General features: G+C 43.5%; 25 protein-coding genes. 19 read left to right on the top strand and 6 right to left on the bottom strand.

What is annotated here, in order from left to right; genetic code table 11:
- Positions 1–183: 183 nt before the first annotated feature.
- The 4 genes from FZC76_RS05150 to FZC76_RS05165 form a co-directional block, all read right to left on the bottom strand.
- Entirely contained in the window at positions 184–387 is a 204-nt protein-coding gene (locus tag FZC76_RS05150; RefSeq protein WP_148987199.1) for a hypothetical protein, read from the bottom strand.
- Positions 388–571: 184 nt separating this feature from the next.
- On the bottom strand, positions 572–994 hold the full coding sequence (locus FZC76_RS05155) for a DUF4275 family protein (RefSeq protein ID WP_392396812.1): 423 nt from the start codon (positions 992–994) through the stop codon (positions 572–574).
- 122 nt (positions 995–1,116) lie between these two features.
- Positions 1,117–3,072, bottom strand: a complete 1,956-nt coding sequence (locus FZC76_RS05160; RefSeq protein ID WP_148987200.1) for an insertion element protein — start codon at positions 3,070–3,072, stop codon at positions 1,117–1,119.
- The gene (locus FZC76_RS05165) at positions 3,073–3,327 is read right to left on the bottom strand and encodes a hypothetical protein (RefSeq protein ID WP_148987201.1); all 255 of its coding nucleotides are present in this window, start codon (positions 3,325–3,327) and stop codon (positions 3,073–3,075) included. It lies immediately after the preceding gene.
- A 487-nt stretch (positions 3,328–3,814) separates the two neighbouring features.
- Here FZC76_RS05165 and FZC76_RS05170 point away from each other — a divergent pair, with 487 nt between their 5' ends.
- The 3 genes from FZC76_RS05170 (at position 3,815) to rho (ending at position 8,416) form a co-directional block, all read left to right on the top strand.
- Positions 3,815–5,107, top strand: coding sequence for a UDP-N-acetylglucosamine 1-carboxyvinyltransferase (locus FZC76_RS05170; RefSeq protein ID WP_148987202.1), 1,293 nt, complete (start codon positions 3,815–3,817; stop codon positions 5,105–5,107).
- Between the two features lie 190 nt (positions 5,108–5,297).
- Positions 5,298–6,266 (top strand): class II fructose-bisphosphatase, encoded by a 969-nt coding sequence (glpX, locus tag FZC76_RS05175; protein WP_148987203.1) that lies wholly within the window; start codon positions 5,298–5,300, stop codon positions 6,264–6,266.
- 878 nt (positions 6,267–7,144) lie between these two features.
- The gene (rho, locus tag FZC76_RS05180; RefSeq protein WP_060664634.1) at positions 7,145–8,416 is read left to right on the top strand and encodes a transcription termination factor Rho; all 1,272 of its coding nucleotides are present in this window, start codon (positions 7,145–7,147) and stop codon (positions 8,414–8,416) included.
- Positions 8,417–8,598: 182 nt separating this feature from the next.
- Here rho and FZC76_RS23395 read toward each other — a convergent pair whose 3' ends face one another.
- A complete protein-coding gene (locus tag FZC76_RS23395) occupies positions 8,599–8,730 on the bottom strand; it encodes a hypothetical protein (protein ID WP_262372418.1) in 132 nt (43 codons plus the stop codon).
- A 157-nt stretch (positions 8,731–8,887) separates the two neighbouring features.
- On the opposite strand from FZC76_RS23395, the gene FZC76_RS05185 reads away from it, so the two are divergent.
- The 5 genes from FZC76_RS05185 to prmC all read left to right on the top strand — a co-directional run bounded on the left by FZC76_RS05185 (position 8,888) and on the right by prmC (position 12,493).
- Positions 8,888–9,133, top strand: coding sequence for a type B 50S ribosomal protein L31 (locus FZC76_RS05185; protein WP_010200435.1), 246 nt, complete (start codon positions 8,888–8,890; stop codon positions 9,131–9,133).
- A gap of 141 nt (positions 9,134–9,274) precedes the next feature.
- Complete coding sequence (locus FZC76_RS05190; protein ID WP_060664633.1) at positions 9,275–9,880, top strand: thymidine kinase; 606 nt, start codon at positions 9,275–9,277, stop codon at positions 9,878–9,880.
- A 69-nt stretch (positions 9,881–9,949) separates the two neighbouring features.
- Positions 9,950–10,387 carry a hypothetical protein gene (locus FZC76_RS05195; protein WP_148987204.1) on the top strand — a complete coding sequence of 146 codons (438 nt, stop codon included), beginning with the start codon at positions 9,950–9,952 and terminating at the stop codon, positions 10,385–10,387.
- Between the two features lie 157 nt (positions 10,388–10,544).
- Positions 10,545–11,615 carry a peptide chain release factor 1 gene (gene prfA / locus FZC76_RS05200; protein WP_060664631.1) on the top strand — a complete coding sequence of 357 codons (1,071 nt, stop codon included), beginning with the start codon at positions 10,545–10,547 and terminating at the stop codon, positions 11,613–11,615.
- Positions 11,616–11,623: 8 nt separating this feature from the next.
- On the top strand, positions 11,624–12,493 hold the full coding sequence (gene prmC, locus FZC76_RS05205; protein WP_148987502.1) for a peptide chain release factor N(5)-glutamine methyltransferase: 870 nt from the start codon (positions 11,624–11,626) through the stop codon (positions 12,491–12,493).
- 113 nt (positions 12,494–12,606) lie between these two features.
- Here the strand turns inward: prmC and FZC76_RS05210 are convergent, their stop codons facing one another.
- Complete coding sequence (locus FZC76_RS05210) at positions 12,607–12,918, bottom strand: hypothetical protein (protein ID WP_148987205.1); 312 nt, start codon at positions 12,916–12,918, stop codon at positions 12,607–12,609.
- 352 nt (positions 12,919–13,270) lie between these two features.
- On the opposite strand from FZC76_RS05210, the gene spoIIR reads away from it, so the two are divergent.
- The 11 genes from spoIIR to FZC76_RS05265 all read left to right on the top strand — a co-directional run bounded on the left by spoIIR (position 13,271) and on the right by FZC76_RS05265 (position 24,417).
- Entirely contained in the window at positions 13,271–13,981 is a 711-nt protein-coding gene (gene spoIIR / locus FZC76_RS05215) for a stage II sporulation protein R (RefSeq protein ID WP_148987206.1), read from the top strand.
- A gap of 64 nt (positions 13,982–14,045) precedes the next feature.
- The gene (locus FZC76_RS05220; protein ID WP_148987207.1) at positions 14,046–14,501 is read left to right on the top strand and encodes a GNAT family N-acetyltransferase; all 456 of its coding nucleotides are present in this window, start codon (positions 14,046–14,048) and stop codon (positions 14,499–14,501) included.
- Between the two features lie 258 nt (positions 14,502–14,759).
- Positions 14,760–15,812 (top strand): L-threonylcarbamoyladenylate synthase, encoded by a 1,053-nt coding sequence (locus tag FZC76_RS05225; protein ID WP_148987208.1) that lies wholly within the window; start codon positions 14,760–14,762, stop codon positions 15,810–15,812.
- Positions 15,813–15,921: 109 nt separating this feature from the next.
- The gene (locus tag FZC76_RS05230) at positions 15,922–16,476 is read left to right on the top strand and encodes a manganese efflux pump MntP (RefSeq protein ID WP_148987209.1); all 555 of its coding nucleotides are present in this window, start codon (positions 15,922–15,924) and stop codon (positions 16,474–16,476) included.
- Positions 16,477–16,619: 143 nt separating this feature from the next.
- Positions 16,620–17,048, top strand: a complete 429-nt coding sequence (locus FZC76_RS05235) for a low molecular weight protein arginine phosphatase (RefSeq protein WP_148987210.1) — start codon at positions 16,620–16,622, stop codon at positions 17,046–17,048.
- A gap of 66 nt (positions 17,049–17,114) precedes the next feature.
- Entirely contained in the window at positions 17,115–18,404 is a 1,290-nt protein-coding gene (locus FZC76_RS05240; RefSeq protein WP_148987211.1) for a methyl-accepting chemotaxis protein, read from the top strand.
- A gap of 136 nt (positions 18,405–18,540) precedes the next feature.
- Positions 18,541–18,978, top strand: coding sequence for a ribose 5-phosphate isomerase B (rpiB, locus tag FZC76_RS05245; protein WP_148987212.1), 438 nt, complete (start codon positions 18,541–18,543; stop codon positions 18,976–18,978).
- Position 18,979: 1 nt separating this feature from the next.
- Positions 18,980–19,543: a TIGR01440 family protein gene (locus FZC76_RS05250; protein ID WP_148987213.1), complete on the top strand. Its 564-nt coding sequence runs from the start codon at positions 18,980–18,982 to the stop codon at positions 19,541–19,543.
- Positions 19,544–19,782: 239 nt separating this feature from the next.
- Complete coding sequence (locus FZC76_RS05255) at positions 19,783–21,024, top strand: serine hydroxymethyltransferase (RefSeq protein ID WP_148987214.1); 1,242 nt, start codon at positions 19,783–19,785, stop codon at positions 21,022–21,024.
- Positions 21,025–21,183: 159 nt separating this feature from the next.
- Positions 21,184–21,813, top strand: a complete 630-nt coding sequence (upp, locus tag FZC76_RS05260) for a uracil phosphoribosyltransferase (protein ID WP_148987215.1) — start codon at positions 21,184–21,186, stop codon at positions 21,811–21,813.
- A gap of 279 nt (positions 21,814–22,092) precedes the next feature.
- Positions 22,093–24,417, top strand: a complete 2,325-nt coding sequence (locus tag FZC76_RS05265; protein WP_148987216.1) for a S8 family serine peptidase — start codon at positions 22,093–22,095, stop codon at positions 24,415–24,417.
- Positions 24,418–24,651: the final 234 nt, after the last annotated feature.

Consider the following 24,651-nt stretch of genomic DNA (forward strand, 5'->3'; position numbering starts at 1 on the left):
TAAAAAACACAAAAGAAACTATGAGTAAAATAATTACATATTGGTGAGCTTTCAATAATAATTCCTCCTCATAAAAAAACGAAACTTTCATTAACCCTTTCTTCCATTAACCGGCCCACTCCTTATGAAACGGGAAGAAGCGAACCATTGTACTGCAATTGCCCTAGATAGTTGAAAAAGATGTTATAAAGAAAAGCTAATACTAGCCCCAATTATAAAAACTACCCCAGAAATCAAATAGGTGTATCCGAATATCTTGTTTTTTAATTTCAAATTACTAAATCCAAAAAGTAGCAATGCTGCCCCAAACATTAATAGTGCAACATTTAAATTGATGAATGCTGTTACTATTGAAAAAATTGATAGAAAAAGTGCAGTTATTTTCAAATTCCTACCTCCTTCTAGAATATAATTTTTGATGTGAAGCTTTTGATACCCACCACTAAAGTTTATAAACTAATTCAACTTTCCCTGCCCAATATCAATATGGAAGTGAGCAGTTTTGCAGTAATCGCCCTATTTAGTGGAATAACAATATTTTTACAGAATGGGAACTGTTCATGATAAGCTTTTAGGTTATCTGAATGAAATATGGTCCACATTTGCTTTCATGTGTCATGATGAACGTCCACTTAGAATTCCAATCCATTATATATATGTCGCTATAATACAAATGACATTGTTCATATGGTAGATCAGTTACTTTAAGTGTATTAGCCTTATTAATTAGGTAAGCTTCATCGATAAATTGATAAAATATTGTACATTTATACTTAGATTGTTTATTAAAGGCTATTATCGCTTCTTCTTTCTCAAAACATTTAACCTTCTCCCAACTACATAGGTGCCATAGAAAATCATCCATTCCTATCATCTTTTGTTCCTCACTTGATAGATGACTTGCAAAACAATCACGCCATTGGCAACGTAAATAGTTTCCCCACTTCGGTATTTCCACGGTCCTAAATTCCTTATTTCTCAGATTGTTTTGCACAACTACTTCCTCCATAATCCTGCCCTTTAATGGAATAACTGATATTTCCATTTTAACATAAGTAGCTGGCATTCTGGATATAAAAAACACACCTTATGGTGTGCTCAGAGAAATTCTATCCTTTATCTAAGATAAAGAATATCTTCAATTGAATATACCTTATCAACTAAACCTAATCGCTGTGCCGGTGTAAGTTTTTGTCCATCTAATCCCTTTGATACCTCGCAGAAATTATAAAAGGTCCTCAGTATAGTCAGGCTATATTGGGCATATTTTGGATTGAAGTTTGCATAGATATAACTTTTTCCATCGCCTCTTGCTGTTACTAAAGGCCTTTCTAAGATGGATAATCTTCTTCGAATTTGCTGAATGAATGCGTTTGATGAAAAGTCACTTACGTTGAGAATCAAGTGTGCGATTTGCTCAGGCTCCATTGAAGACAGATTAGTTTTACAATCCACATCAAAGAATCCCTTATCTTTAGTTGGGATAGGATGTTCAATTGGTTCTTCTGCCCATTTAAGATAAGTTTCATTATTAATGACAACTTCTTCGCTGAATTTTTTATATTCTAATACTGATTGGAGCTTTAATAATCCTAATTGCCAAATAGATCTTGTGTCGAGCAAAAGAGAGGCGGCCCATCTGTATAGGTCTGCTCGCCCTTCTTTGTATTCTTTAAAACATTGTTTAAGAGTCTTACTTCGATCAACCAAACAAATGAAGTGGTGGGCATCAGATAAACGGATTTCTCTTGAAAACACACGGGAATATGCTGTCAAAAGGGAATGATCTTTATCTGTTACGAATCTCCATTGTGAGGCTTTAACGAGCTCCTTAATCAAAAAGAGATGTGCAATAGTTGTATAAGTGGAGTTGACGTGAAGACCTTCAACATATCTACCTCTACGTTCAAACTGAACCAAGGACTTTCTATACTCATAATCAGTCTGAGTATCTTTTTCACTAGGAGGCTGAGGATAATATGACTTGTCTCTAAATCGAGCATTTTTCCTGCAAAAATCACTTAAATGATCTTCTTTAAAAGTGGTTGTATCGGTTCGAATATCCTCTAGGTCCACATCCCAATCATATGCTACATCACTTCTTAATACATATAGGGAGTGAACATCGGCAGTCACCACGATATGTGTAGGAAACTGCGACTCTTCAATTTCGTCATATTCCTTTCCGCCCTGACCCTTTTTCCGTACATTGTTTAGGCTATAAATCATTTTATCAGTATTAAGCCACATTTCTTTAAATGTCATTTGGGCAAATTTTTGTGTTTCGTGCCGCTCAAGAAATTCTAAGCATCTACGGTAAACCCATTCCAACTTGTGATAATAAGTGCTTACACCGATCTGTAACTTTTCACACGTCCTAGTCACTGGTGTCCGATTCAAGATATCACGAGTAAAAGAAGGAAGGATGTCGTTTCTTTTCTGTTGGTAAGTTGTAGATTGCTTTCTGGTCGGCAGCATATTCGTTTTCTTTTTACACGTTTTACATTGCCATACTTGGGCCCCGGTTTTACTTTTTCCTTGTTTATAAAAGGATTTTAAATCACAAAACGGAGTGAGATTTATCTGTGAACAATCCTCTTTGTGAAACTCGTAGTAAGGTTCTATATCTTTAACAGAATTGATTCTTACTAGACGATTAATTTCTTCAGCTATTGACCAATTTGAAACCGGCGTAGATGAGCATCCCCAAGTCATCCCCTTAATAACTCCTATCGGATCATCATTACACACAATTCTATTAGTCCTGCCTTCACCTCGGCTGCTTAATCTGTACCGACTTGGCTTTGATTTTATGTTCTCAAACTTTTCTTGAAAGAGACCGTGCCACTTACAATAAGGGTTAGTACAAAAATTGTATTGGATTTCGTGGCTTTCCCCATTCATTGTAAAAGTTACAGGACGATATAGAAATTCATTATATCGCCTTGAAAATTTTTTCGGTTCTAGTTCTTGATACATCTTTTTTCTCTCTGAAATTTCTTCTGAAGTAAGGGGAGGGGCAATAGAAATAGCATTTTCGTTCTTCTCCGCTAATCGCTTTAAGGAAACCAATTAACTTTCCTCCTCACACTCAATTCCAAGTTGCTTTAACAATCGCTTGTTGTTCCTTTTGTTTTTAGCCCATTCAATGAAATTTTCATCAGTAAGCAAATTTTTTAAGAATGCATCAACGGCTTCACTCTCCGTGTACTCACTGTACTCAGCAAATGCAGCTACAATATTCCTTGTATGTTCAGAAATTAACCATTCTGGTTGAGTTGTATTAAGATTTTTAGGTTTAATGTATGTCCATTTCTTTACTGTCACGGTGTATTGTACATCCTTTCTTATATCAAAATTAGCACTAGAATTAGCAACCGAATTAACATACTAATTCTAATGCGGACAATAATTGTTGTCCACCTGTTTTTTACTATGCTATTTCTACTGTTATTTCCATAACCAAAACCTAATATACCTTGATATACCAACAAAACATATAGACCAAATCGCTATGCGATTTGGTCTGCTAATTGCAATGCTATTTTCTGTTTTCTCTCCCTCAACGGAACCCCTTAAAAAATAAGCAGGGGGTTTTTGTTAATTTAAGCTATTTTTCGACAAAAGGTCCGTGTCGAATATAGGCGGATGGTATCAAATATTACGATTTGATAAAGTTTCATGCATTTTCATATATGAAAAGAAAGTTTTCGTGTAAACTAATAGCTAACGAAAATTTTTATGATTGGTAATAATTGTGTATAATAGACAATAGCACTTTTGGAAACCAACCTCGCCTTGAAGGGAGAACTATATGGAAAAGTTAAAAATTCTTGGTGGTAACAAGTTAAATGGAACCGTACGCGTAAGTGGAGCGAAAAATAGTGCAGTGGCATTGATTCCTGCAACCATTCTAGCGGACTCACCCGTCACAATTGAAGGGTTACCGCAAATATCAGATGTAGAGATCTTAAGTAGCTTGCTTGAGGAAATTGGCGGCAGCGTATCGCTTGAGGGAGAAGACCTAACAGTGGATCCTTCCAAAATGATTGCCATGCCTCTTCCAAGCGGAAAAGTGAAAAAGCTTCGTGCATCCTATTATTTAATGGGAGCAATGCTTGGGCGTTTCAAAAAAGCAGTAGTTGGATTGCCTGGTGGCTGTCATTTGGGACCAAGACCAATTGATCAGCACATCAAAGGCTTTGAAGCGCTTGGAGCTGAAGTAACAAATGAGCAAGGGGCCATCTATCTGCGCGCCGAAGAGTTAAGAGGGGCACGTATTTATCTTGACGTGGTAAGTGTCGGCGCAACTATTAATATCATGCTTGCTGCAGTGAAAGCGAAAGGCAGAACAATCATCGAAAATGCGGCAAAAGAGCCGGAAATTATTGATGTAGCGACCCTTTTAAGCAGCATGGGTGCGAAAATTAAAGGTGCAGGAACAGATGTCATCCGTATCGATGGCGTGGAGAGCCTGCATGGGTGCAAACACACCATCATCCCTGACCGAATCGAAGCAGGTACATACATGATTATGGCTGCTGCAACAGGCGGAGAAATGATCATCGACAATGTCATCCCGACTCACTTGGAGCCGCTTATCGCAAAGCTTCGTGAAATGGGCGTACGCATCGATATCAACAATGACCAAGATCAAGTACTTGTCGTTCCTGGCGAAAAACTGAAAGCTGTCGACGTCAAAACCCTTGTCCATCCTGGGTTCCCGACTGACCTTCAGCAGCCGATGACAACCCTTTTAACAAAAGCTGAGGGTACGAGCATCGTAACAGACACCATCTATTCTGCCCGCTTCAAGCACGTAGATGAACTGCGTCGCATGAACGGACAGATTAAAGTAGAAGGCCGCTCTGCCATCATCAACGGACCGGTTCAGCTCCAAGGTGCCAAAGTAAAAGCAAGCGATCTGCGTGCAGGAGCAGCCCTTGTCATCGCTGGCCTTCTGGCTGACGGCCTCACAGAGGTTACAGGTCTTGAACACATCGACCGCGGCTACAGTCACCTAGAACAAAAGCTAGAAGGACTAGGTGCCACGATCTGGCGCGAAAAATTAACAGAAGAAGAAATCGAACAGATGCAAAATTCATAAATAAAAAAAAGAAGGAACTCGCTGAGAATATAGCGGGTTCTTTCTTTTTTGTAGATACGGCTTTCAAATACCAACAAATGTGATATACTATTAACGAAAAGTATAGCATAATGCCTCAGGTTGCACGGACAACCTCTTGGCTCTCCATAAAAAATAACTAGATTCATAGAATGCAAAGGGAGTGGAAGGTATGGAAAGAAGTTTATCCATGGAATTAATTCGAGTAACAGAAGCGGCGGCTTTATCCTCTGCACGCTGGATGGGGCGCGGAGATAAAGACAGCGCGGACGGTGCGGCAACTTCTGCCATGCGTGATGTGTTTGATACAGTTCCGATGAAAGGGACAGTTGTCATCGGAGAAGGAGAAATGGATGAAGCACCGATGCTTTATATTGGTGAAAAGCTTGGCACAGGCTACGGACCGCGTGTGGACGTAGCGGTTGATCCACTGGAAGGGACAAGCATCGTAGCATCAGGAGGCTGGAACGCACTTGCCGTACTTGCCATAGCTGATCACGGAAACCTGCTTCATGCGCCAGACATGTACATGGACAAAATAGCCGTCGGTCCAGCAGCCGTCGGAAAAATTGATATTAATGCATCTGTTACAGACAACCTGAAAGCCGTGGCAGAAGCCAAAAATAAAGATATTGAAGACGTAGTGGCGGTTATTCTGAACAGACCGCGTCATGAAAAAATTATCGCAGAACTACGCGAAGCTGGTGCACGTATCAAATTAATTGACGACGGAGATGTTGCAGCAGCCATCAACACGGCGTTTGACCACACCGGTGTAGATATCCTGTTCGGTTCCGGTGGCGCACCAGAAGGCGTAATTGCAGCAGTCGCACTGAAATGCCTCGGAGGCGAAATTCAAGGGAAACTCCTACCGCAAAATGAAGAAGAGCTGATCCGTTGCCGCAAAATGGGCATAGAGGACATCAACGCCGTACTAAGAATGGAAGACCTTGTACGCGGTGATGACGCCATCTTCGCTGCAACGGGAGTAACCGACGGAGAATTACTGCGAGGCGTGCAATTCAAAGGCACCAATGCCACCACCCACTCCGTTGTCATGCGTGCAAAATCCGGCACCGTCCGCTTCATCGACGGCCAACACAACATTAAGAAGAAACCTAACCTGGTATTTAAGCCGTAACTTAAAATTAGGCTGTTATAGCAGGATTACCCAGTTGATTGAAGTGCAAGGTGTGAGACTCCAGCGGGGGAGAAACGGTAGATTGAGATCCCACAACGAAGCGAGGCCATTGAAAAACTAATAACGTAAAGTTTCTAATAATTCCTAGCTGTTGATTGTAGCAAAAGGCGAAGACTCCTGAGGGAGATAGCGCTAGGTGGAGACCCCGCAGGCTTGCCGAGGAGGCTCCAGCAGCGCCCCTAGGAAAGCGAAGCCATTTGCGGAAATTAACAGCGGTGTATTAAGCAATACGTAAATTCAAAGACTTTTTCAGTGGCCTCAGCAAAGCGAGGAGGCTCAAGCACCTTCCCGCGGAAAGCGAACACCTGGAACGCAAATCAACAGGGAGCCAAAACTAAACCATAACCGTAAATGGAACCTTTCCATTTACGGTTTTCCTATATATCAACGTCAAAAAACCCGCACACCTTCCGAATATTGTAATAGACAACCAGTCCCATTCGACACAAATAGGGGAAATACAAGAATATTCCCCAGAAAATAAAGCCAATACTCAAAGCTTGTCTACAGAAAATAGTTGCTTAAAAGACCATTTTGTGGGTAAAATAAACAATACTACGAGTATTTATGCAAAATCTACCTTATATCTTCCTAGCGATTCTTCTACAATTTCTTCATAAGGAGAGTTTATCCCACAAACACGAGGGAAACGTCCTCACTTCCTATTCATCATCCTTAAAAAGTGCAGCGACTAGTAATATATTTCCCATCCTTCGAACTTAATTCGACTTGAATCAGTGTTGGAAGACAAACAAACATTTATCCTTGGATCATAAACGTACTAAACAATTAAACGAATAGAGTGGTGTTTTCTTTTTATGGATTTAACTATTTCTCACTTAGAAACTTTAAAATTAAAAGAACTATATGAATTTGCCCGTCAGCATAAAGTGTCTTACTACAGCAAACTGACCAAAAAAGAACTTATTTTTGCTATTTTAAAAGCTCAGGCCGAAAAAGACGGTTTATTGTTCATGGAAGGGGTACTGGAAGTCATCCAATCGGAAGGTTTTGGTTTCCTGCGTCCGATCAACTATTCTCCAAGCTCAGAGGATATCTATATTTCCGCTTCCCAAATCCGTCGTTTTGACTTAAGAAACGGCGACAAGGTTTCTGGTAAAGTGCGCCCTCCAAAAGAGAATGAGCGCTATTACGGCCTACTGCATGTTGAAGCAGTGAATGGTGACGATCCAGAATCCGCAAAAGAACGCGTCCATTTCCCAGCTTTGACTCCTTTATATCCAGATCGTCAAATTGTTCTTGAAACAAAGCCTAAAGGTCTTTCTACGCGCATCATGGACTTGATTGCACCTGTGGGATTTGGTCAACGTGGACTAATCGTTGCGCCACCTAAGGCTGGTAAAACGATGCTAATCAAGGAAATTGCGAACAGTATCACAACAAACCATCCAGAAGCTGAGCTTATCGTCCTTTTAATTGACGAGCGACCAGAGGAAGTAACAGACATCGAGCGTTCCGTTGCTGGAGACGTTGTAAGCTCCACATTTGATGAAGTACCTGAAAACCACATCAAAGTAGCAGAGCTAGTTCTAGAGCGTGCTTTGCGCCTTGTAGAGCACAAGCGTGACGTTATCATCCTGATGGATAGTATTACTCGTTTAGCTCGTGCATACAACCTGGTAATTCCGCCAAGTGGACGTACACTTTCCGGTGGTATCGACCCTGCCGCATTCCACCGTCCGAAGCGTTTCTTCGGTGCTGCACGTAACATTGAAGAGGGTGGAAGCTTGACGATCCTTGCGACGGCTCTTGTCGACACAGGTTCCCGTATGGATGACGTCATCTATGAGGAGTTCAAAGGTACAGGTAACATGGAGCTTCACCTTGACCGTCAACTTGCAGAACGCCGTATCTTCCCGGCTATCGACATCCGTCGCTCCGGTACGCGTAAAGAAGAGCTGCTTATCCCGAAAGACCATCTGGACAAGCTATGGGCTATCCGCAAAACGATGTCCGACTCTCCAGACTTTGCAGAAAAACTATTGCGTAGACTTCGCCAATCCAAAACAAACCAAGAATTCTTCGAAATGCTTGAAGAAGACCAAAAAGCGGGAACGGCAAAACGCTAATAAAATAAAACTCACGCGCACCCTTGTTCATTGGGGTGCGTTTTTGTATTGGTTTTTAGGAATGAGGATAAAATGAGTAACAACAGGTTATGATGACCATCTCAGCTGTGAAAATAGCTTGAGAATGTCTTCATGCCATGTATGAAGATACTTTCCGTTGCGATAATAGCTAATAAAAGTCTTCATAATGTGTATGAAGACACTTTCAGCCCCAAAAACAGCATCGCATTGTCTTCATCCGCCATTTCCATTGCCCATCTAAGCAACAACCACGAAGCAACCTTCCCTAACGGAAAACATTCCCTATCAATCACATGTATATATCTCCAAAAGTAATCTTGCAAAACGTGTCATTAGTTGATATAATTTCATCAGTGTGTTTTTAAGATAAGTGATGGCGGCCATGAGGCTGGTATCATTTGAATGATAACTCTGTTTCGAAAGACTCAGGGCGAAAAGGAGATGACAAGAATGAAAGCTGGAATTCATCCGGATTACCGTAAAGTTGTATTCATGGACATCAACACTAGTTTCAAATTCATCACAGGTTCTACGATGAAAACAAACGAAACTATTGAATGGGAAGACGGTACTACTTACCCTCTAATCAAAGTTGAGATCTCTTCTGATTCTCACCCATTCTACACTGGACGTCAGAAGCATGCTGCTGCTGATGGACGTGTTGAGCGTTTCAACAAAAAATACGGCCTTAAGTAATAAAGTAAAACAGGCAGGTTATCCTATATCTTGCCTGTTTTTTTACTTCTATTTACATAAACTAGTGCTTAGAAGTCGTTTTTTGGACGGTGCTGCTAAGCACTTTTTATACGTAAAATTATTAAAAAGGAGAGGCCGTATATGTATGTAATGAAGCATTCCGGTTGGGTGGAAGCGATTTGTGGCAGCATGTTTTCGGGTAAATCCGAAGAGCTGATTCGCCGCATGAGACGTTCCCAATTTGCCAAACAGGAAATTCAAGTATTTAAGCCAGCCATCGATAATCGTTATAGTGATGAAGCGGTTGTTTCCCACAACGGAACCTCAATCATAGCGTTGCCTGTTCCGACTTCTCAATCTATTCTAGATAAGGTGCTGCCTGAGACAGAAGTTGTCGGTATCGATGAAGTGCAATTTTTCGATGATCAAATCGTTGAAGTGGTGCAGGAGTTGGCGAACAGAGGCTATTGTGTGATTGTAGCTGGACTAGATCAGGACTTTCGCGGAGAGCCGTTCGGAAAAATGCCGGAGCTTTTGGCGATTGCTGAATCCGTAACAAAGCTGCAAGCGGTATGTGCTGTCTGTGGATCCCCTGCGAGCCGTACGCAACGTTTAATCAATGGAGAACCGGCTTGCTACGATGACCCAATAATTTTAGTGGGCGCTTCGGAATCATACGAACCTCGCTGTCGTCATCATCATGAAGTTCCTCACAAAGTGTCTGTGCTGCAAGAAATGAAAAAATAAATATTTCCTAAATTTAGTCTGTAAGATAAAAGATGAAAGAGGATACGCTAAGAAACAGGAGGTGTTTGCATGAAACATGCAGTCCTGTTATTGGTGATATGCTCTTTTTTTATTAGTGGATGCAGTGGCGAACAACGCTTCGGTGCGGACGAGGATTTTGACGGAGAACGATTGATTGGTGTAAAAAATGATGAGCAAGACGGCTTCTATAAGCGAGACCTCGACACGGAAGACTACAACACCAACCAAAATCCAAACTTCCTCGATCTCTCGGAAAATCGTCCTGACTACGGCGACGACGAAAATAAATTTGCTGAAGTCATTCAACTGAACAGTGACCTCAAACCTGGACCAGTCTACATTACCGGTGACACGGCAAGAGTCACTGCCTATGCGCCAAGCGGCATTTCAAAAGAAGAAAAGAAACGTGTGCAAAGAGAACTCAAAGAGAAATTCTTAGAAGTCACTCCCCGCTACCACGTTAAGCTGACAATTAAAGAAAGATAAGGTGAGCTCGTTCTGATTTTTCGGGACGGGTTTTCATTTTGGTGGCAGCCAGGTGATGTTGATTTTGACGCACCACCTAACCTATACTATAATTAGAATGTTGTAGATATAAAATAATTGCAGATTTTTCTGTATACATTTATAGAGGTGAATGCACGTGTTTGATCGTTTGCAGGCAGTAGAAATGCGTTACGAGAAATTGACGGAGCTTTTGAGTGATCCGGAAGTCATCAGTGATACGAAAAAGTTGCGCGAGTACTCCAAGGAGCAGTCTGATATTCAAGAGACTGTAGAAGCGTACCGTGAATACAAGGCTGTTAAAGAGCAGCTGGATGATGCAAAAGCGATGCTTGAGGATAAATTGGATGCCGATATGCGCGAGATGGTAAAAGAAGAGATTTCTGAGCTGGAAGAGCAACAGGAGAGCTTGGCAGAGCGCTTACATATCCTTCTTTTACCGAAGGACCCGAACGACGATAAGAACGTTATCATGGAAATCCGCGGTGCTGCGGGTGGAGATGAGGCGGCACTGTTTGCAGGCGATCTATACCGCATGTACAGCCGATATGCTGAGGCTCAAGGCTGGAAAACAGAAGTAATGGAAGCGGCGTCTACGGGCGTTGGCGGTTACAAGGAGATCATTTTTATGATTACAGGGAAGGGTGCATACTCTAAGCTGAAATTTGAAAATGGTGCACACCGCGTGCAACGTGTTCCTGAGACGGAATCAGGTGGACGCATTCATACTTCAACAGCAACGGTAGCGGTATTGCCTGAGGCGGAAGAGGTTGAAATTGAGATTCATGACAAGGATATCCGTGTAGATACATTTGCATCAAGCGGTCCTGGTGGACAATCTGTAAATACGACGATGTCCGCTGTTCGTTTAACGCATATCCCGACAAACACAGTTGTTTCCTGTCAGGACGAGAAGTCTCAGATTAAAAATAAAGAAAAAGCGATGAAAGTTCTTCGTGCCCGCGTCTACGATAAGTTCCAACGTGAAGTACAAGCTGAATATGACGCGAATCGTAAGCAAGCGGTAGGTACAGGTGACCGCTCTGAGCGTATTCGTACGTACAACTTCCCGCAAAATCGTGTTACCGACCACCGCATCGGCCTCACCATTCAAAAACTTGACCAGATTCTTCAAGGAAAGCTTCAAGAAGTCATTGATGCTTTGATCATGGAAGACCAAGCGCTAAGAATGGAACAGATGGAAAAATGATGAAGGCCATGAAGGTGTACGAAGCCCTAAACTGGGCTTCTTCTTTTTTAAAAAAGAATGATCGCGACGAAAATGCGGGAGAATTGTTGTTGCGACACCATATGAAATTGGATCGTGCCCAGCTTTTTAGTAGAATGCAAGAAATGATGCCGATGGAGATGCAAAGCTCTTTCATTTTCAACGTGCATAAACATGTTGCTGGAATTCCAGTGCAGTACCTGATGGGAAAAGAAGAATTCTACGGCCGTAGCTTTTTTGTCAGTGAAGAGGTGTTAATTCCAAGACCTGAGACCGAAGAGTTGGTGGTTGGCGTAATAGACCGCGTGAAAAAGCATTTTGGAAACAGTTCGGGTTCGGCTGATGAAACATTGAGCGTTGTGGACGTTGGGACAGGCAGCGGTGCCATTGCGATCACGCTTGCTTTGGAAAATAAACGGTTAAACGTACATGCTACAGATATCGCAGGCGAATCTCTGGAAGTGGCGATGGATAATGCAGAAGCGTTGGGCGCAGATGTGGAGTTCCTCCAGGGTGACTTATTGCTTCCATTCATCGAGCAAGATATAAAAGTGGATGTAGTCGTCTCCAATCCTCCGTATATTCCGCAGAAGGAATATGAAGGACTGTCCACGGTAGTAAAAGATTTTGAGCCGTATCGTGCATTGGTTGGCGGTATTTCAGGTTTGGAATTTTACGAGCGGTTCATGGACGAGCTTCCGAAAGTGCTGAATGAACGGGCCATTGTGGCGTTTGAAGTAGGAATGGGACAAGGAGAAGCCGTAAAAGCGTTATTGGAAAAGACATTTCCTCAAGGCACGGTGGAGGTAGTTTTGGACATCAACGGTAAAGACCGGATGGTTTTTGCGCTAATTGGATGATGTTTATTGAGAAAGGAGGAGGGAGCTGCACCTTGCTTGCTTCAGTGGATCTGGGCAAGGTGGTACTAGTTTTCGGATGATGGAAGGGGTGTACAGGTTCTATTAAACCTAAATTACGCTTCCATTATGGCTCCGTCTTCCTGCTGAGGTCTGGCTAGTGTCAGGCCTCTATTTGTTTTTTCTTCCACAAATTTCACAAATGCTTGGCGAATTTCTTCCTTCTTTTCCGCTGTACACAGATTGATTAATTGGGACAGGTTCGAATCATACGAAATGGTGCGATGATAATGATGGTAAAATGCTTTACCTGTCATCCATCTGCCACCTACCAAAATTTCAAATACGATAGGAATGCTGATGTGATTGAATGCACTCTTCATCTCTCCAATGCGGAATGCCTCAATATTGCAAGTAAACGATCTCATAAAGCCTATCTCCCTTTCATAAAAAATACATTACTTAAAGTAACCCGTCCTGTTTAAATACCCTTACCCTCCATACCTCAAACCTCAAAACTAGCAAACTAGCAAAAACTTTGGTTAGCGTGGGGTTCGACGTGAAGAAAGAAAAACCTTTAGGGGTCTGACCCCATATTTTTCGACAATCACAGAAGACCCCCCACTGCCTGGCGCGTTCGACAAGAGGGAGGAATCTCCTGCAGGGGTCTGACCCCTTTTTTGACCCCTTTTTTAAATTTTTCTCTCTACTTTTTGCATTTTAGTAGTTTAGGATTTTTGTTTTTTGCCTAGACTGTTTGCTAGAGGGGAGTTGGGGGATATGTTGAAAAAAAATAAAATTACTTTATATATAGTGTTACTTTTTGTGGGGGCTTATCTTTCGCTTTTGGGAGAGCAGGCGACGGCTGGTGCGAATGTAAAGAATGGTGCGATGGTGATTCCGGATGAAGCGATTAGACTTCGCATTCTAGCAAATAGCGATAGTGAACAGGATCAGGAACTAAAAAGAAAGATTCGCGATCGTGTGAATGAGGAAATTACGGTTTGGGTGGAAGGATTGACTTCTATGGAGAATGCTCGCGAAGTCATTACCGGCAACATGGATCAAATTGAAAAGATTGTAGAAGAGGTAATGGCAGAAGAAGGCATGGTTCAAACTTATAATGTAGACTTTGGCAGAGTGGATTTTCCAACGAAAATGTACGGAAAGTTCATCTATCCTGCAGGAGATTATGAAGCGATTCTGATCACACTTGGAGAAGGTACCGGAGCGAATTGGTGGTGCGTATTGTTCCCGCCACTGTGTTTCCTGGACTTTTCAAACGGAGAAGCAACGGCAAGTCCTTTTGAGGAAGAAGAAGCGGAAGAGAAAACAGATGAAGAGACAGCAGCAGTCACAGCATCAACTGCGAAAACAGGTACCGAAGTGAACACACAGGACTTTCTAGTAGATGAAGAACCGGAAGAAGTGGAAGTCGAATTCTTCCTAGTAGAGATTCTATCATCTCTATGGAATAAAATTACGGCTTAAGGTTCTACTTTTTCATCTCTCTCAATAGAGTAGTATTAGAAAACTACTAGATGAGGTGAAATGAATGAAAGTATTACGATCTGCCACGCAAGATGACCTTTGGGCTTTGCAAGTTTTTCTAAGAAGAGCAAATATAAGTATCGTGGATTTGGAAGATAAGATAGAAGATTTTATCATTCTTGAAGAGGAAAATGAGGGAATTTGCGGGACCATTGGAGTAGAAGAGTATGGAAGTGCTGGGCTTTTGCGCTCACTTGTGATTGGTCCGTCCGTCAAACAGTTTCAGTTATTGCAAATGTTTGAGCATACCCAGCAGCATGCCAGAAAAAAAGGATTAGAGCAGCTCTATTTAATTACCAACAAAAATAACTTCATCCAATTTTTCGAACTGCTCAACTTTTATCCACAACCTATTCACACCGCACCCCAAACCATGCTCGCATCCGACTTCTTCCAAGAAATCACCCAACAAGAAGGATGCACACTGATGGTGTGTGAGTTAAGGGGGCAGACCCCTTAGCAGTGAGGTAACGCATTAACGCGGAGCGGGTCAGACCCCTTATCAACAAGGTAACGCATTAACGCACAGCGGGTCAGACCCCTTCTTCGCCCTTTTTTGCATCTCAATCCACATTACCCACAGAGTTATCCACGGTTTGGTGAGGCTTTATCCACAGTTTGTGGATAAGGCTTGTGTTATTTGTGGAAGTTCTTTATACTTTCAGGTGAAATGCTTACATATTAACATGTTAATAGATGGTAGAATGAGGGATAGTAAATGGAAACGAAATTATGGGCTGTGGATAAAGAAGAACCGGTACTAAACAGTTATCCACAGATTATGGAAGCTGCCAGCTTGTTGAAACAAAATGAAGTGGTGGCTTTCCCGACGGAGACGGTATATGGTCTTGGGGCAAATGCCTTGTCAGATCAGGCTGTATTGAAGATTTTTGAAGCGAAGGGACGTCCTAGTGACAACCCGCTTATTGTGCATATATCGAGAATAGAACAACTGACTAAACTTGTGGATAACGTACCAGAGCTTGCCCACAAGTTAATGGATGCTTTTTGGCCAGGGCCGCTTACATTGGTTCTTCCAAAGAAAGAGGGAGTTTCGCAATATGTGACGGCTGGACTTGGAACACTTGCTGTCCGTATGCCGGATCATGCGGTGGCCAGGGCGTTGATGGAAGTTTCGGGACTTCCCCTTGCAGCACCGAGCGCGAACTTATCTGGAAAACCCAGTCCTACTACATCCAAGCACGTGGAGGAAGATTTAATCCACAGAATCGCCGGAATTGTGGATGGAGGGGCAACGGGTGTGGGGCTTGAGTCTACCGTTGTGGATTGCACGACGGAGGTCCCGGTAATCCTAAGGCCGGGCGGTGTGACAAAGGAAGAACTGGAGAAAGTGGTAGGTAAAGTGGACGTAGACCCTGCTTTATTTTCGCAAGAGGAGCAGCATAAACCTAAGTCGCCTGGGATGAAATACACGCATTATGCGCCAGTTGCGCCGGTGTATCTGATCGAGGGCAGCGAAAGTTTCTTGCAGCAAACAATCACAGATGCTCAACGAAAAGGACAAAAGGTAGGTGTCCTCGCAACAGAAGAGACCATCGCGCAAATAACAACCACAGAAATTACCGCCATAGCCTGCGGTACAAAAAAAGATCTTACCACCGTGGCGAGCCAGTTATACGATGGTCTACGCGCTTTTAATGCGACAAAGGTGGACGTAATTTTTAGCGAGACTTTCCCAAGAACCGGAGTAGGTGCGGCAATTATGAACAGACTCGAGAAAGCCGCAGGACATAAGTTAATAAAAGAATAATGCAAAGGACCTCTGTAACCACGGGGTCCCTTTTTTGTTCCAATTTTCCTTCTATTCCCGAAGGCTTGTGCATATCTTGAAGTAGACAAGTCCTAAGGGGAGGCAGAGCATGGGGATTACGTTTGGGGAATTCATGACACTATTATTGATGGCGATTGCGCTTGGGATGGATGCTTTTTCCGTTGGGCTTGGGATGGGCATGATAAAGCTGAGATTGCGACAGATCTTTTACATAGGGGTTACCATTGGAATTTTTCATATTTTCATGCCGCTTGGAGGAATGGCGGTGGGCAAGGTGCTGTCAGAGGAATTCGGCTCGATTGCGACGCTTATTGGAGGATTACTCCTCGTGTTGCTTGGCCTGCAGATGATGTTTTCTTCTTTTAAAGAAGAGGACGGGCCTATGATTTCTCCGGTTGGAGCGGGTTTGTTCGTTTTTGCGCTTAGTGTGAGTTTGGATAGTTTTTCAGTGGGGCTTAGCCTGGGAATTTACGGGGCTAGAACCTTGTTAACCATCCTGTTGTTTGGAGCGGTGAGCATGCTGTTGACGTGGATGGGGCTTATTTTCGGCAGAAAGTTGCAGGGGTGGCTCGGGTCTTACAGCGAAGCGCTTGGTGGCAGTATATTACTAGGGTTTGGCATTAAGTTATTGTTTTTTGTGTGAAAATAAAAGGCCTGTAGCGGGTCTTTTTTTATTTTATCCTCTTTAAAAGTCAACGGTTATGCCGACATAACTAGAGAGAGGGCCTTTATGACTATTTCTTCTTTCTTTTCGTTTATAATAAAAGGAAAAGGAGGAATCAGAAAATGAATGTATTATTTGTGTGTACGGGAAATACGTGTCGAAGTCCGATGGCTGCTGCGATCTTGGCAGGTCGTGACATAAAGAATGTCGAGGTTAAATCGGCTGGTGTATTCGCAATGCCGGGTAGTAAAGCTTCCAGTCAGGCTCAGGAAGTGTTAAAAGAAAAGGGATTGCCGGTTGAGCATCAGTCTTCCCAGGTGTCGGATGAGTTGATTGAGTGGGCGGATTACATTTTCACTATGACAGCCCAGCATAAAATGTTGCTGGAAAACAGTTATCCAAACAGTTTGGGTAAAACATATACCTTAAAGGGATTTGCTGAGCAAAGTGGAGAAGTAATGGATCCATACGGTGGCTCTGTGGAGACGTATCGCGCGACATTCGAAGAACTTCAAAACGTCATAGAGTCCATAGTAGAAAAAATAAAATAGCACTCATGCAGGCTGCCATTTAAGAGAGAGATTTCTGTGCGGACCATGCATGGAGGAGGAAGTTCGATGGGGGAAAACGGGAAATATAAGTTTGGCTTACGCTATAAGCTCGTGTTGTTTACCACGATTTTAGCGGTCATCACGTATACGGTCAGTGGTTTTTTCATTTATTTTTTAGTAGATTATGTGGATGGATTTATGGGGGAAAGCCTCTTCACCGTCCTTACATTGGTACTTGGAATTGCATGGTCCGGGATTCTCGCTTTTTTTGCGGCACGATATATTACTAAACCATTGCAACAACTAGAAGAGGTTGCGCAAAAAGCGGCAAATGGGGATTTATCTGAAGATGTGCCGGTATCCAACTCACGTGATGAGATCAGTGCGGTCGGGGATGCGTTCAACCTCATGTTACATAACTTGCGGGACATGGTGAAAACCATTAACGAAACGTTTGAAAAAACGAATGAAAAAGTAGAAGAAATCAGCAACGTATCCATGCAGGCTTCTGAGCAGGCAGAAAATATTTCTTATACGATTGAAGAAATAGCAAGAGGTGCAGAGAGTTCCGCTGCTTCCATTCAAGATACGGCAGAATCGGTGGAGGAAGTCATTAAAATTGCCGATGAAGTGCATGAAAAAGCAACATCATCCCAGCAGCTTTCTGAAGAAATGGTGAAGGACCTGGATGAAAGTAAAGAGGTTATCCACTCTCTTGTTTCAGGTATTCAGAAGCTTGCAGGCGAAAACCAGACGTCCTTAAAGACAGTGGAGCGCCTTGAAAAGAATGCAAAAGAAGTAGAAAATATTATCTCCCTTGTTGGGGATATTGCTGGTCAGACAAATCTGTTAGCGTTAAATGCATCCATTGAAGCGGCGCGGGCCGGAGAGCATGGACGCGGTTTTGCGGTAGTTGCGGAAGAGGTCCGTTCCTTGGCGGATGAAAGTGCCAAAGCGGTGCAAGGGATTTCTGAACTGATCAAAAACATTCAAGAAGAAGTGAAAAACGTTGTAACACAGATTACAGGGCAAGTGAAGGCGGCAAATGCGGAAGCAGAAAAAGGTACGGCCACGAACACAGTGATTGCGGAAATGACCAATTCTGTATTAGAGGTTGCGGCATCCGTTAAACAGATCGCAAGCCTTGTGGACCGCCAGATGGACAGCATCCAAACGACGGCACGTCAGTCTCAAGAAGTGGCGGCGATTGCCGAAGAAACCTCTGCCGGAGCGGAAGAAGTAACGGCCACCACCCAAGAACAAGCAAGCATGATTGCGGATGTCGAGAAAATATCCCAAGAGCTTGCAGGACAGGCGAGCAACTTGAAGCGGATGATATCAAGGTTTAAAGTGTAAGGTAATTAGCTTGGGCATTTAGTTGCTCAGGCTTTTTTGTTGGGGGGAAAAAGGCCGCGAACATCCCAATGGATTTTTTCGCTATAGACGGGTAAGATGTACTTATAAAAGAATCATTCGAATAGGGGATGAAAATATGAGAGTGGCAATTGCTTCAGATCACGGTGGCATCAACATCCGTGAGGAGATTAAAGGATTGTTAAAAGAATTGAACATAGAGTTTGAAGACTTCGGGTGTGAGTGTGAGACTTCCGTAGATTATCCAGATTATGCCCAGCCGGTTGCGATGAAAGTGGCAGAAGGTGAATTTGACAGAGGTATCTTGATTTGCGGAACCGGGATTGGGATGTCCATTGCAGCGAACAAAGTAAAAGGCATTCGCTGTGCGCTTGTGCACGACATGTTCAGTGCGAAAGCGACGCGCGAACACAATGACAGCAATGTATTGGCGATGGGGGAACGTGTCATCGGACCGGGGCTTGCTCGTGAAATCGCAAAGATCTGGCTGACAACCGAATTTGAAGGCGGCCGTCATGAAAACCGTGTGAATAAGATTCATCAGTTGGAGAAGTAACATGTTGCATTTAGAGTGGAAAGAACAGTTGCAGCAGCTGTTAAATGACTTGCAGGAACAGGCAGGGTTAAAAAAGGGCCAGATTCTAGTGGTAGGTTGCAGCACAAGTGAAGTGATTGGAGAAAAAATAGGAACAGCCGGAACGGAAGGTGTCGCTGAAACACTTTTTGCTGTTTTGAATGAGTTTCATGAAGAGACAGGTGTCGAGCTTGCTTTTCAATGTTGTGAACATTTGAATCGCGCGCTTGTAGTAGAACGTGAAATAGCGTTGAAACGCGGTCTAGATGAAGTAACTGTAATTCCAGTGAGACATGCAGGCGGTGCCATGGCATCCTACGCCTATCACAAAATGGAAGATGCAGTGATGGTCGAAAACATCAAAGCTGACGCAGGCATCGATATCGGGGACACGCTAATCGGCATGCACCTGAAACACGTCGCCGTCCCAGTGCGCAGCTCCATTAAATCCATCGGCAACGCCCACATCACCATGGCAAAAACCCGCCCCAAACTCATCGGCGGCGCCAGGGCAACCTACGAAAACCCTTCAACAGAAACAAAATAAAAAAATGTGGGTCGGCCTTCGACATGGATGACGAAAATCCTTTGAGGGTCTGACCCCTTTTTCGTTATTTTTTTATTTTCACGAAAGTTTTTTTAAGTAAGCGCTGTCAATCTTCCTTTTCTGTTTCTATCTATTGTCCATCGTGATAAAATGGAGGAGGTAAAGGTTGAAAAGCCGAATGTAGTTGTTTTTTCAAACATTTTAAATTTGATGTTCATACTTAAAGGGGGATTCCGAAAGTGAAATTAGCACAACAGGATCAGCAATTGTTTCAATCCATCCAGGATGAATTGGCAAGACAACGCACGAAAATCGAGTTGATTGCTTCTGAGAACTTTGTGAGTGAAGCGGTTATGGAGGCTCAAGGATCTGTACTGACGAATAAATATGCAGAAGGGTACCCAGGTCGTCGCTATTACGGTGGTTGTGAACACGTAGACGTAGCGGAGAACATTGCCCGTGACCGTGCGAAGGAAATTTTCGGAGCCGAGCATGCAAATGTTCAACCACACTCTGGTGCCCAAGCGAATATGGCGGTTTATTTTACCATTCTAGAACAGGGCGACACGGTCCTTGGGATGAACCTTTCCCACGGTGGCCATTTAACACACGGTAGCCCAGTCAACTTTAGTGGTATTCAATATAATTTTGTGGAGTATGGAGTGGACAAAGACTCTCATACGATCAACTATGAAGATGTGGCAGAAAAAGCAAGACTGCACAAGCCAAAGCTAATCGTTGCCGGTGCAAGTGCTTACCCGCGCGCCATTGATTTCGCGAAATTCCGTGAAATCGCAGACGAAGTGGGAGCTTACTTAATGGTCGACATGGCTCATATTGCCGGTCTAGTTGCAGCTGGACTTCACCAAAATCCGGTTCCTTACGCGGATTTCGTTACAACCACCACTCATAAAACGTTGCGTGGGCCTCGTGGCGGGATGATCCTTTGTAAAGAAGAATGGGCGAAGAAAATTGATAAGTCCATTTTCCCTGGTCTTCAGGGTGGTCCACTTATGCATGTGATCGCGGCTAAAGCTGTTGCATTTGGCGAAGCACTGCAACCGGCATTCAAAGACTATGCGCAAAAAATCATCGACAACGCTCACCGCCTGGCGGAAGCATTGAAAAATGAAGGTCTTTCTCTTGTATCGAACGGAACGGACAACCATCTTTTGCTTGTGGACGTACGCTCTCTTTCCATCACAGGAAAAATTGCAGAGAAAGTGTTAGATGAAGTAGGAATCACTGTGAACAAAAACACAATTCCTTTCGATCCGGAAAGCCCGTTTGTGACAAGTGGAATCCGTATCGGTACGGCAGCTGTCACAAGCCGTGGCTTCACACTTGAAGATATGGATGAAATTGCGTCCATCATTGCCTTCACTTTGAAGAATCACGAAGATGAAACGAAACTGGAAGAAGCAAAAGTTCGTGTAGAAGCAGTTTCTGGAAAATATGAATTGTATCCTTCTTTAGGATAAAGGTGTTTGGGAGAGAGGTCTGAGGTTAGACCTCTCTTTTTTGTAGAAAAATAACTTGAATCAATCCTGCTTTTTCTGTAGAATCAATGGAAGTGTGATTTGAGAGCCGGAAAAGCTTAAATAAATGCCGGCTAGACATGATAAAAGGAGAGATTTCGAATGGCAAAAGTGTACGTATTTGATCACCCGTTAATTCAGCACAAACTTACATACATCCGCGACAAAAATACAGGTACGAAAGAGTTTCGTGAACTAGTTGATGAAGTGGCAAGTTTAATGGCATTCGAGATTACCCGTGACCTTCCGCTTGAGGAAGTGGACGTGGAAACACCTGTTTCTATATCAAAATCAAACGTATTAGCAGGGAAAAAGCTAGGAATCGTTCCAATTCTACGTGCTGGTCTTGGCATGGTAGAAGGAATGCTGAAATTGATTCCGGCGGCAAAAGTTGGACATGTCGGCTTATACCGCGATCCAGAAACGCTACAACCTGTTGAATATTATGTAAAATTACCATCTGATGTGGAAGAGCGCGACTTCATCGTGGTCGATCCAATGCTTGCAACGGGCGGATCTGCCATTGAAGCAATTCACTCCCTGAAAAAACGCGGCGCGAAAAACATCAAATTCATGTGCTTAATCGCTGCCCCTGAAGGTGTGGAATTACTTAAAGAAGCGCACCCTGACGTAGATATCTACATTGCAGCGCTTGATGAAAAGCTGAACGAAAAAGGCTACATCGTCCCAGGTCTAGGTGACGCTGGCGACAGACTGTACGGAACAAAATAAATGACTAACGTAAGGCTGTTTTGGAGATCGAAGGAGATCTTTGAGCAGCCTTTTTTATTGTTGCGCGTGGGAATATATGGATTCTTGTTTATTTGACTTGTTCATTTATATACTTCTCCTGTTTATTTGACTAATTCCCTTGCCTTTTTGACTAATTCAGCAGTTAATTTGATTAATTCGCCCACCTCTAAAACTAACCCTCATCAAATTTCCCACCCAATTCCACCCCATGCATAATCCCTCCCCAATAACAAATGCTACATATCAGAGGTGAAGGACGTGAAATTAGGGAAAAATTTATTATGTATCGGACTTATCGCAGTGCTGGGGGCTTCAACACTTGTGCAGCCTTTAAACGAAACAAGTGCAGCCACCATCACATCCATGAACGAACACACAAGCGACTCATTACATACCATCAATACAACCAACATACCAAAATACCCAAAACGGCCGCCACTTCCAGTAAGCAAAAGTAACGAACTGGAGGAACAGACGGTTATTTTAATCGTGGAGGAAAATAGCCAAGACTCCGTGAAAAATCTAATACAACAACAATATCCCAACTTGAAGATAAAACGGACTTATACGGCAGTCTTCAAAGGTTTTGCCGTCCACGGCCCGCTTAAAGATCTGGAAAAGCTTCAAAAGGAAAAAGGAATCCTGGAGGTTTCTCCTGTCACCAACTACACCCCTAATCTTGATGAAAGTGTGCCATTCATCGGCGGCGGAGAGAAGGTCCACCGCCTCTTTGACAAGGAAGGAAATCATCTCACGGGAAAAGGTGTGAAGGTGGGAATCATAGACACTGGCATTGATTACACGCACCCTGACCTTAGGGACAATTATGCAGGCGGATATGATTTTGTCGACGAGGACGAGGATCCGATGGAGACGAAGCGGTCTCAAGGAATGCCAACTCTTCATGGTACACATGTGGCAGGGATTGTCGGGGCAAACGGCCATCTTCATGGCGTGGCGCCGGAAGCGGAACTTATTGCCTACCGAGTCCTCGGTCCAGGAGGGCATGGTTCAAGTGAGCACGTTATCGCCGCCATCGAGATGGCCATTCATGACAAGGTGGACGTGTTAAATTTATCGCTTGGAAACACCATTAACGGTCCGGATTGGCCGACTAGCCTGGCGTTGAACAAAGCGGTAGAGCATGGGGTGGTGGCAGTCACTTCAAGTGGTAATTCCGGACCAAACCTTTGGACAGTTGGATCCCCCGGAACTTCGTCTGAGGCCATCTCGGTCGGAGCCTCCACACCGCCGCTTCATATTCCGCATCTGTCACCTATTTTTTCTAAAAGAGAGATAGAGATGCTTCCGCTCCAAGGCTCGCTGCCATGGGATTTTCCGACCAAGCCGATGGGCATGGTGTATGCAGGACTTGGGGAAGAAGAAGATTGGGAAGGCAAAAAGATCGAGGGGAAAATAGTTTTGCTCGAACGCGGCAAAATTCCTTTTTCCGAAAAGGCACACCATGCTAAGATGCGTGGAGCAGCTGGTGTAGTTATCTACAATAATCTTGAGGGTAATTTTACTGGTACATTAGAAGTCGAAATGGATATGCCAGTTGTTTCAATCTCCAAAGAAGACGGGTTATTTTTAAAAAAGCATTTGAAAAGAAGTTTCTCTATGGTGAAGACGACTTTCAAATGGCACAAAGATGACATTGCCAGCTTCAGTTCGCGTGGGCCGGTGACACACACGTGGGAGATCAAGCCTGATGTAGTCGCACCAGGTGTCGCAATTGACAGCACGATTCCAAATGGATATCTTGCTCTACAAGGCACAAGCATGGCCGCACCTCATGTGGCAGGGGCGAGTGCACTCATTATCCAAGCCCATCCTGAATGGACGCCAGCCCAGGTGAAGGCTGCCTTAATGAATACCACAAAGCCTCTCGTAAAAGAAGACGGATCAAGTTATTCCGTTTTGGAGCAGGGAACCGGACGTATCCAGCTGGAAGAAGCCATCCAAACGAACAGCCTCGTGTATCCGGGTTCCCTTAACTTTGGGATGCTAGAGAAGAAAGAAACGCGAACGCAAAAAGAAGTGCCGATTACAATTGAAAACGTCTCGGACAAAGAAGTCACCTATTCAATAGATCCCCCTAAACAGCAAAAGGGGGTGCAGTGGAAGACGCCAATCACCTTCACTCTCCAACCAAAAGAAAAACGCGAAACAAAGATCACACTAGACATCACTCCAAACCAGCAGAAAGCAGGGATGCATGAGGGGGAGGTCGTCGTGAACGCAAACAGCCAAAAGATTCGCCTGCCTTTCCTCTATATAATAGAAGAACCAAATTATCCGCGTATCATGGGCTTTCAGTTCGGCTATGGAGATAAAGAAGGAGAATATCAATACGAGGTGTATTTGCCAGAGGGGGCAGAGGAATTAGGAATAGCCCTTTATGAATCAGATACGCTTCACTTCATCGACTATCTGGATTGGGAGCGGGACTTACCTCGTGGATTATATAAAAATCAGATCCCGGCAGACCGTGTGAAAGTAAAGGGGCTTGTCAAAGCAGTCGTCTTTGCGAAGAAGCTGGACAAGGAAGATACCGTGGAAGCGGATCTTTACTTTGAGTGAGAAGGGTCGTCGTGCCTGTCCCCTGAGACCCTTCCCTAAGGACATTTTTGTCGAACCATGTCAAGCAACACAACCTGAAACAATCGAATAGTCACATAATGTTCACAATCGACAAACTTAACCTATATGTCATATGTGATAAAATAATGTTATACAACAGCCGAATGAGGAAAACTGTTCATCATTTGGCTGTTTTTTTACTGGGTAAATACATAGCGGAAAAGCGGGTTGAAA

This window comes from Sutcliffiella horikoshii, from assembly GCF_008180725.1.
GTDB classification, from domain to species: Bacteria; Bacillota; Bacilli; order Bacillales; family Bacillaceae_I; genus Sutcliffiella_A; species Sutcliffiella_A horikoshii_B.

Bases quoted from the DNA above. Each gene is read 5' to 3' on its own strand.
- FZC76_RS05225 (WP_148987208.1), top strand. From the start codon at position 14,760: ATGGAAACGAAATTATGGGCTGTGGATAAAGAAGAACCGGTACTAAAC.
- FZC76_RS05220 (WP_148987207.1), top strand. From the start codon at position 14,046: ATGAAAGTATTACGATCTGCCACGCAAGATGACCTTTGGGCTTTGCAA.
- upp (WP_148987215.1), top strand. From the start codon at position 21,184: ATGGCAAAAGTGTACGTATTTGATCACCCGTTAATTCAGCACAAACTT.
- rho (WP_060664634.1), top strand. From the start codon at position 7,145: ATGGATTTAACTATTTCTCACTTAGAAACTTTAAAATTAAAAGAACTA.
- FZC76_RS05210 (WP_148987205.1), bottom strand. From the start codon at position 12,918: ATGAGATCGTTTACTTGCAATATTGAGGCATTCCGCATTGGAGAGATG.
- spoIIR (WP_148987206.1), top strand. From the start codon at position 13,271: ATGTTGAAAAAAAATAAAATTACTTTATATATAGTGTTACTTTTTGTG.
- glpX (WP_148987203.1), top strand. From the start codon at position 5,298: ATGGAAAGAAGTTTATCCATGGAATTAATTCGAGTAACAGAAGCGGCG.
- FZC76_RS05190 (WP_060664633.1), top strand. From the start codon at position 9,275: ATGTATGTAATGAAGCATTCCGGTTGGGTGGAAGCGATTTGTGGCAGC.
- rpiB (WP_148987212.1), top strand. From the start codon at position 18,541: ATGAGAGTGGCAATTGCTTCAGATCACGGTGGCATCAACATCCGTGAG.
- FZC76_RS05235 (WP_148987210.1), top strand. From the start codon at position 16,620: ATGAATGTATTATTTGTGTGTACGGGAAATACGTGTCGAAGTCCGATG.
- FZC76_RS05185 (WP_010200435.1), top strand. From the start codon at position 8,888: ATGAAAGCTGGAATTCATCCGGATTACCGTAAAGTTGTATTCATGGAC.
- FZC76_RS05195 (WP_148987204.1), top strand. From the start codon at position 9,950: ATGAAACATGCAGTCCTGTTATTGGTGATATGCTCTTTTTTTATTAGT.
- FZC76_RS05170 (WP_148987202.1), top strand. From the start codon at position 3,815: ATGGAAAAGTTAAAAATTCTTGGTGGTAACAAGTTAAATGGAACCGTA.
- FZC76_RS05240 (WP_148987211.1), top strand. From the start codon at position 17,115: ATGGGGGAAAACGGGAAATATAAGTTTGGCTTACGCTATAAGCTCGTG.
- prmC (WP_148987502.1), top strand. From the start codon at position 11,624: ATGAAGGTGTACGAAGCCCTAAACTGGGCTTCTTCTTTTTTAAAAAAG.
- FZC76_RS05230 (WP_148987209.1), top strand. From the start codon at position 15,922: ATGGGGATTACGTTTGGGGAATTCATGACACTATTATTGATGGCGATT.
- FZC76_RS05250 (WP_148987213.1), top strand. From the start codon at position 18,980: ATGTTGCATTTAGAGTGGAAAGAACAGTTGCAGCAGCTGTTAAATGAC.